Origin of the sequence: Bacteroides sp. GD17 (assembly GCF_038448625.1) — a bacterium.
Classification (GTDB): domain Bacteria; phylum Bacteroidota; class Bacteroidia; order Bacteroidales; family Bacteroidaceae; genus Bacteroides.
Genome location: NZ_JBCEZS010000033.1, coordinates 1 through 8,027, shown reverse-complemented (window position 1 = coordinate 8,027; position 8,027 = coordinate 1). Strand labels below are relative to the sequence as shown.

General features: G+C 41.8%; 6 protein-coding genes and 1 pseudogene. 3 read left to right on the top strand and 4 right to left on the bottom strand.

All coding sequences use genetic code 11. The features are described from left to right. Positions 1–107, bottom strand: a pseudogene (locus AAE250_RS23190) (site-specific integrase); the annotation flags it as partial. A 183-nt stretch (positions 108–290) separates the two neighbouring features. Between AAE250_RS23190 and AAE250_RS23185 the strand changes: the two are divergent. Further along, complete coding sequence (locus AAE250_RS23185; protein ID WP_342289464.1) at positions 291–539, top strand: DUF6364 family protein; 249 nt, start codon at positions 291–293, stop codon at positions 537–539. Next, complete coding sequence (locus tag AAE250_RS23180; RefSeq protein ID WP_342289463.1) at positions 536–952, top strand: type II toxin-antitoxin system VapC family toxin; 417 nt, start codon at positions 536–538, stop codon at positions 950–952. Before AAE250_RS23185 ends, AAE250_RS23180 begins: the two co-directional genes overlap by 4 nt. A gap of 143 nt (positions 953–1,095) precedes the next feature. Here AAE250_RS23180 and AAE250_RS23175 read toward each other — a convergent pair whose 3' ends face one another. Further along, positions 1,096–3,186: a BT4734/BF3469 family protein gene (locus AAE250_RS23175; protein ID WP_342289462.1), complete on the bottom strand. Its 2,091-nt coding sequence runs from the start codon at positions 3,184–3,186 to the stop codon at positions 1,096–1,098. A gap of 401 nt (positions 3,187–3,587) precedes the next feature. Between AAE250_RS23175 and AAE250_RS23170 the strand changes: the two genes are divergently transcribed. Next, positions 3,588–4,211 (top strand): HU family DNA-binding protein, encoded by a 624-nt coding sequence (locus tag AAE250_RS23170; protein ID WP_342289461.1) that lies wholly within the window; start codon positions 3,588–3,590, stop codon positions 4,209–4,211. A gap of 154 nt (positions 4,212–4,365) precedes the next feature. Here the strand turns inward: AAE250_RS23170 and AAE250_RS23165 are convergent, their stop codons facing one another. Next, on the bottom strand, positions 4,366–4,848 hold the full coding sequence (locus tag AAE250_RS23165; RefSeq protein ID WP_342289460.1) for a hypothetical protein: 483 nt from the start codon (positions 4,846–4,848) through the stop codon (positions 4,366–4,368). Between the two features lie 90 nt (positions 4,849–4,938). Further along, positions 4,939–7,833 (bottom strand): hypothetical protein, encoded by a 2,895-nt coding sequence (locus AAE250_RS23160; RefSeq protein ID WP_342289459.1) that lies wholly within the window; start codon positions 7,831–7,833, stop codon positions 4,939–4,941. Positions 7,834–8,027 lie beyond the last annotated feature (194 nt).

The window sequence follows — 8,027 nt, the reverse complement described above, 5'->3', positions numbered from 1 at the left end:
TTCGAAGTAGCCTGATAGATATGGGCTGTTCCCCATCGACCATTCTCGCGAAGCTCCTCAACTATCATTGAGAACATCTTCTGTAAGGTAATTTCATTCCTGATCATTTCTAATTTATTTATATAATTCCATTACGCAATATATATAAAATAGATATCAATGAATATGGAATTTCCCTCTTTATTAAAATTTAGTGCAACTATAATTTCATCCCTTTTTCTATATAAATCTTGGTTGTTAGAAATTAAATGCTTTTCTTTGTATAAAGAGGAACTAAAATAAAGGAGTATATGGAAACCAGATTATATTTAAACTTAAATCCTTCTTTGCTGGATGCAGCTAAAAAGTACGCCAAGGAACAAGGAATCTCTTTATCGACATTCTTTGAGGACATGCTATCTAAATATTTGCCCGCTTCTGAAGTGCCAACAAAAGTGTTACCGGAAAATCTAAGAAAAATAAAAGGTTCTCTATCCGGAATTAAAGATGTGCATACTCAAGATGCCCGCTTAAATTATTTATTGGAGAAAAATAAATGAGAAGAGTTTTCCTGGACACAAATGTTGTGCTTGATTTTCTGATGGAACGTGAGAACTTTCAAGACGATGCGGAAGCTATTTTAGCTTTGGCATACAATGGACATTTTAGACTATTCCTTTCTTCGCTGTCTTTTTCCAATATAGCGTATATTGCCCGACAACTTTATAAAGGGAATCAACTCTATGATTTGCTGGATAAAGTAAGAGAATTGGTTTCTGTATCCGAAGTAGATGACTGGGTAGTGGATCTTGCTTTGAAGTTGCGAGCTAAAGATTTTGAAGATGCCCTTCAGTATTATTCCGCATTGAAAGCTAATGCAGACGTAATTGTTACTCGTAATCTAAAAGATTTTTCTTTTTCAGATATCAAAGTCGTTTCTCCCAAAGAATTCTTAAAGCTCCAAGAACTATAGATTCGCTCTGTATTTACTTTGTTCATATTTTGCTTCCACACCGCCACCAACTTCTTGCATATCCCTATTCATCGGCTTTTCAGCTTCTGTGGAAGCAACGAAAAAAGGTGGAAGCAAATTTTGCTTCCACCCGGAAACGGCGCCTAATCCAATGGCATTATGTGGTACAATGTACCTTGTCTTGACTTCTTATTCGGTATTTCGAGCTTCTTGAGCGTCCGCCCGAATACGGCTACTTTGTTGATAGCCAGCTTATCCCTCGTCTTTGTTTGCAGCACGGAAAGTATCTGCATCGGCATCAACCACTTGCCCTCTTCATCTTCTTCCGCCGCACGGAAATGGCTTTGAAAAAGCTGTTCAAGCGGGGTGATCTGTTCAAACTCCCGGTTTGTCTGCTTCAAGATAGCTTCATCGCTATCATCCAGCCAGTAACGTTCGCCTTTAGCGACGTCGTTCATGGCCTGCGCATAGAGCTGCCGGTAGTTGATGGTGATATTCGTGTCGATAGGACCGGTCACTTCAATGCAGATAAAACGGCGGCTGCCGCTGGGGTCGGACAACAAATCCTTCTGATTGCTGGTACCGATAAAGGAAGCGTACCGTCGCATTTCCCGCACAGTGCTTCCATAAGGCTTGCGCAGGTTGGCAACCGGTTTCTGCAGCAGATGTTTCAAGAAACCTTGCTGATTAGGACTGATCTGATCGAACTCGTCGATATTGATAAGCAGAAAGCGCCCCAAACTGCGTTCTGCCTCCTGCTTGCTTTTAAAGTCGAGACTGTCTGTATAGCCGAAGCGTAGTTCCGGTGGCAGAATGATGCGGCAAAATGTGGATTTGCGAAAACCTTGGGCTCCAACGAGCAAAGGAGAAGTATTGTTGCCATGCTGCTTGTCCATTCCACGCCAATGTGCCACCATGCCGAGAAACCAACGATAGAATAATTCCCGCCAATGCGGATTATGGCACGGAACCAGGTCAGCCAATGCACGGATACGATCCTTTCCATCCCAGCGTCCGGTATCGTAGAGATACTCTTCAACGGGGTTGTAAAGCGGCACGTACTCGGAAGTGAGAAAGCGGGTTATATCGCGGTCCCACACGCGGATGCCTTCTTTCAGAGCATTCAGAGCTACTGTGCTGCGGGCACGATGGTCGGCAGGCTTAAAATAGAAATGGATGGAATCGCGCTGGCGGTATTCCAAATCGTCCAAAACGGTATTGTAACGGAACTCATAGCGACGGTTCATAAATTCTTCCAACCGGAAAGCAGTTTCCTGTTCCTGGGTCAGACTGCTCTTTTTTCCGAAACCTTTAAGTTCCTGATATAGGTTATGGATTGTTTGGCGAATAATAAGTTCATCCGCTTCACGATAATAGTGCATCAGCGTTTGGCGTATTACTTCTTCTTCGGGAATCCCAGCTTTGAAGCAATGCTCGGCCAGATGCACCAATAATAATCGCAAGTCATCGCCCCGCTTCCAATCGCTCAGTTCCCGAAAAGCACGGTCAAGGGCAGATTCGAAGAGCACAGCGAAAGTATCCGAGGTCTTGCAGCCCGGATTCAACCGTAACAACGGGTTCTTTTCTGCCTGCTTCCTCTGTCGGTAGCTATCCTCTTCGGGCATGCCGATAGGCTGCTCCTGGCAGAAGGGAACAGCGGAAGGATTGTAATAGGGCTGCCTGTCCAACGTCATGCGGCAACTTTGAGCAAGCGAAGGCTCTTTCAAAGTGATGGCGAATGGCAGCAACGGCTGATAACATCTTACAGCCAGCCGGTAGGCATGGGCATGAAACAAGGCGGCATCGCTTTCCCGTTTCGGTGCGCTACCGTCGGGCAAGGCAAAAAGTACCCATATTTTAGCACTTCTTCCACTGGAGCCGCAAAAGGCGGCAAAGGTTTGCGGTAATAAAGACGCTTGCTGTTTCACGAATTCCGCTTCGGCAATGCCCGACAGATGGTTTACTTCCAATTGTACCAGTCCGTTATAATGCTTCATCCGGCGTTCGCCCTCTTGCGTACGGGTGTACTCTATGGCAGGATAGATACGGAGCAGCTTGTCTATATGTTCGTATCGGATGCGGGTGCCTTCCAGTTGTGGGATGATGATTCGGAGAGCTGTCACATGTCCGGCTTTGGTTTCGGTTTTCAGTTTTTCGATCAGGGTATCTGTTTCCAGTGTACTGAAGGCTTCTTTTCCACTCTCTTTTTCTTCTCTAATCAGTGTAATCTTCATTCGGTTCTATGTCTTGTTTAAGTTAATATAATTCTTGTAAAGATACTGCTTCAAGAAGCCGAAAGCAAGCATTCCGAAGAAATAATTATTAAATAAAAGACAGGCTGCTACAGCCTATGGACTGAGGTTTGAAGATGCATGTGTTTCTTGATTAAAACATAGGCATTCCTTTGCTTTTATCCATGCGTTTGTTTACTTTTGTACAGGGAATTTACAACGCCTAACGACCATGAGCAGCTTTGTTTACGGTCGTCAAGCGATTGCTTTATGGCCGTAAACAAAGCTGCTCATGGTCGTTAGGCGTCTCTATCCCTATGGCTTCTACGGATGAAACACGTGCTTCGCACCTATTTCGTACAAGGCTTTAACGTATTGTATAGCAGCTTTAAACACATTGAACTATGGCAATTTTATTTGATTGGTATGAGCTCCCGGAACCTAAAGACAAACAGCGGGAAGAAAAGATACTTCATCCACGAATCCGTTTGAATGGCTCCACCACTACCGATGAACTGCGCCGGAGAATTCAGGAACGCAGTTCGCTGTCCGAAACCGATGTGTCAGCAGTACTCGATGCTTTGTCGCATGTTATGGGTGAGGATCTTGCCGAGGGCAGGCAGGTACATCTGAATGGCATCGGTTATTTTCGTCCCGCACTGACCAGCACGGAGCCGGTGACTGCTGCCACCAAGCGCAAAACAACCAAGATTAAGTTGAAGGGAATTAAGTTTCGTGCAGACCAGGCACTAAAGAATGAAATAGGTAGTATCAAAGCTAAACCACTGGGACTGAATGAACATTCCCAAAAGCTCAGTGATGAGGAGATTGACAAGCGGCTGACGAACTACTTTTCTACTCACCAGTTTCTTACACGCAGCGACTTTCAAAGCCTTTGCGGAATGATGCGTTCTACTGCCCAACTTCAGATTCGTCGGCTTCGCGACGAAGGAAAGCTTGAAAATGCAGGAAAACTGAATCAGCCGATTTATGTACCGGGATCGGGATATTATATTGTGAATAAGTAAGTTGTGATAAAAATCATGTTTTTTAAGTGGGTGGAAGCAAATTTTGCTTCCACTTCTTTTTGTTGCTTCCACAGCATCGTAAATGCCGATGAATAGGGGAAAATAGAAGGTAGGTGGAAGGGTGGAAGGGTGGAAGCAAAGTTGCTAAACTCTTTCATTCATCAATAGATCTATCTCCCATACCTGAATCTCTCATGCAAAGTCTCCAATTACCTAAGTAACGTACAGGTTTGAAATACCAGTTTGTCTTACCTGTCTCAGAAAAAGAAATAGTGCATTTCACTTCATTATTCTCCGCTTCCTTAAATTTCAGAGAATTTACTTCATAGCTATACACAGGGAAGATTTGTAGTAGCATTTTGATGCGCTGCATGCCTTCATTGTCCAGAGGCTGAGGCTTTTGATCGATATCATTAGCATCCACTTCGTAAAGCATGGCAGCTGCTTCGGCATATTTCTTATCTTTGGCTAAAGTCATAAATTGGTTTACCAATTCATGAACGGCTATTGTATCCTTTCTCGATAATACCATGGCAGACTGTTCTTTTGCGCTGCATTCTGTCTCCCTCTTTTTTTGCCCGCAAGCCACCAGAGTGAATATGCAAAGCAATAAGCTCAAAATTCTTATCTTTTTCATCTTTTCTTCTATGTTTATTAGCTTAAAAAGAGTGCTCCCTTTCGAAAGCACTCTTCTTTATTTCGAGATTACTATTTAATCTATAAAAGATTAGATAGTTCCATGAACTTCAATCGGGATTTCGACTTCAATAACACCCCACTTATAAGTAACTTTCACAGGAACTTGAATCATATAGCTACCAACTTCATTACCATTATTCTTGTAATTCAGTGTACCCATATTTGTTCCAGAAATAGCACCTGTAGCTTGAGTATATGTAATCTCAATCTTCTCACTCTTAGAACTTAACAATGTTTCACCCAATGTACCACCATTCAAGTCAGTAGTGATCTTCTTAGTATCAACCTCGATCTTGCTAACATTATAGTAGTCATAATAGTTATAGCCAGTCGGACTGAATACATTCTGAGAAGCATCGTTACGCCAATCTGTGAAAGCAAGAACTTTGCTGAAGTCAAGTACATCACCATTATTCTTAGCATCTTTCAGACCGTCATTATCCTTAGAAGCGACATTGATAGGACGTAAGAACTTAACATCAAATTCATGGTTGCTCAGAGTCAGATTCTTCAGATCATCACAAGCTGTAGCAACGACCTTGATACGACCACAAAGTGTTTCGCCATCCTTCATATTGCTACGTCCGGCATAGTTCAAAATGTCTTTAGCAAACGCTGTTTCCTGATATTCCACATCAGAACCATTAATGATAGCTACTGCCTGAGGAAGACCTACCGGTTTGTTGCTACTGTCAAGCAGTGTAGCCGACATAGTCAAACCATCAGTAGAAACTGACAATCTATATTTATTGTGTTTAGCAACACCATAAACATCTGTTATACGCGGAGTGATAAATTCAAATGTCTTTGTCAACTTAGCATTTTGGAAATCTGCATATACTGCATCTACACCGCTAATAGTAACTTTATTACCTTCAAATACATTCAAAAGATCGTTTACATAAGTACACTTATCATAGCTTTCACCCTTATTAGGTACTTTCACATTCTGGTGGATTTCTGCATAACCAGTCTTAGCTTCAGTGCTTCCACTTGCAAACCAAGCATAGTCAAGTTTCGTTGCATCGGCAATTGTACCTGTAGGAGTTACATTGCGTGGATTCGGAGTCCAATTGAATGTTACATATACATAGTGGTGAGTACCATTGCTATTCGTTTTAACAAAGCGAACAATAGCTTGGATGCTAGCTTGCTTCATGAAGTATTCATAAGCTTCGTTTGCACCAATAGTCCACTGCAATACTTCAGTCATATGTTCCTCAACGTCAGCTGTAGTCTTAGAAACTTTACCAATCTTCTTGGTTACAACCTTAGCATCCTTATCAGCTGTTGTAAATTGAACTGCATCAATATCGCTGTTATCCAGTTTATAATCAGCTTCAAATTCAGCCTTAGAGATTGCAAGCTTAGCCAAAATGTCTTCTTCTACCTGAGCCCAAGTCAAAGTCTTCACCAAGTCTGTCTTGCTACAATTAACAGTATAGGTTTCTGCGAACTTGAACGGATCAATTGCAGTAATTTCATTTTCTTCAGGAGTAGCTGTGATCTGTACCTTAATATAACCTACAGCTGCATTCTTGTTCTGAATAGCGTCTTTCAAAGTTACGCGAACCAACGGCATACGGCCGATAGTTGCCTGGCTTTGCTCAGCGCCATAAGCCTGCTGCTTACCATCTTTAGTAATCTGCGGTCTCAAAACAGAACCCTTCCAATTGGCATGAGCACTTTCAGATGTTTTATTTGAACCTGCAAGGTAACCAACCAGTTCATATACATATTCGAAACCATCTTTTTCTACAGTGCCTTCTTTTGCATTCTTATCCCACGCAACATCTGTTTTAGTTGCTGTAGTATAATGTGTCTGAACGTATTCTGCAATGTCTACGCCTTCGCTATTCCATGCTATTTCAATTTCAGGATCAGCTGCAATAGCCGCTGCTGCTGTTGTATACAAATGGCCTTTTCCTACTGTATGACCAGGTTGTTTTTTTACATTTGCCAACACCAGATCCTTAATCTCTTCTTTTTTCACAGCTGCATAGTCAGAAGTGATAATTGTATCAGTCTTAGCATCCTTATAGTGGGCTTGTAAAGCTAATACTGTTACAAGTTCATCTGTTGCGATATCCTTAATGCTTCCATCAGTCAATTTAGCTTTTACTCTCAAAACGCCCTTTTGGTTCGGAGCTAAACTCTTACTGGTAACTTCCGCCTTTACTACTGTGCTCGCTGCTCTCGTATATTTCTTGTCATCAGAAATGAAAGTCAGCTCTGCGATGTTGTTAATATCAACAGTGGATGGGTTCATGTGATAGTCAGCAGTCAAACCTGGAGTCAGATAAGACAAAGTTGTGGCAGCAGTCGGTTTGTCAGTAGCGTAATCCTTGTCTGCGCTAACAGCTTGCAGTGTCAAAGCCTTATAAGCAAAAGTAGAAGCAGACATAGCTTCGATACCTTGATAATAAAATTCCGGCTTGAATACTAAACTGGTTAATTGACGACCAATCAAATTTAGAGCTTCATTCTGCAATTTGGTAACCTTTTCAGTCAAAGCTTTCAATTCTTCCTTACTTGCTTTTCCATCAATAGCAGTTGTCAATTCAGACTTCAAATTATTAATCTTTGTCTCAACATCTGTCAAAGCTGCTAATTTGTCCATCTTAGCCTCCAAGTCAGATTTCAGTTTGTCTAAATCCGACTCAGTTACAGTACCAGACGCAGAAGCCTTTTCTAAAGCCTCCTGAGCTTTTTTCACAGCATCATCTGCACTCGATTTAGCGGCAGCAATGTCACCTTGCAGTGCGCTTACCTTGCTATTCAAGTCTTCAGCAGTAGCCTTCTTGTCCAATTGTTCCTGCAAATTATCGATGTCATCATCATAGTCTTTGCAAGACGTGAACGTACTTGTAGTAGCCGTCATTAAGGCTCCAAACAAGATTACACTTAAAAACTTTTTGTTCATAATGAAAACTTTAAATTTATAAATTTAAAAAATGAAAAATAAATAATCCCATATTTTTGTACTCCTCTCCCTCTACTTTTGTTATTAAGTATTCCGTTACTTCGTAGGTAATAAAAAACCGTTAATTTCGTTAAGATTTAAGGTCAGATGGCGCTTCAAAAGCCCTTTTGTTGGGAATGGGAAAATATGTCAGT

What these genes read in the sequence shown, in the direction of transcription:
- AAE250_RS23185 (WP_342289464.1), top strand. Translation starts at nt 291, where the DNA reads ATGGAAACCAGATTATATTTAAACTTAAATCCTTCTTTGCTGGATGCA.
- AAE250_RS23180 (WP_342289463.1), top strand. Translation starts at nt 536, where the DNA reads ATGAGAAGAGTTTTCCTGGACACAAATGTTGTGCTTGATTTTCTGATG.
- AAE250_RS23175 (WP_342289462.1), bottom strand. Translation starts at nt 3,186, where the DNA reads ATGAAGATTACACTGATTAGAGAAGAAAAAGAGAGTGGAAAAGAAGCC.
- AAE250_RS23170 (WP_342289461.1), top strand. Translation starts at nt 3,588, where the DNA reads ATGGCAATTTTATTTGATTGGTATGAGCTCCCGGAACCTAAAGACAAA.
- AAE250_RS23165 (WP_342289460.1), bottom strand. Translation starts at nt 4,848, where the DNA reads ATGAAAAAGATAAGAATTTTGAGCTTATTGCTTTGCATATTCACTCTG.
- AAE250_RS23160 (WP_342289459.1), bottom strand. Translation starts at nt 7,833, where the DNA reads ATGAACAAAAAGTTTTTAAGTGTAATCTTGTTTGGAGCCTTAATGACG.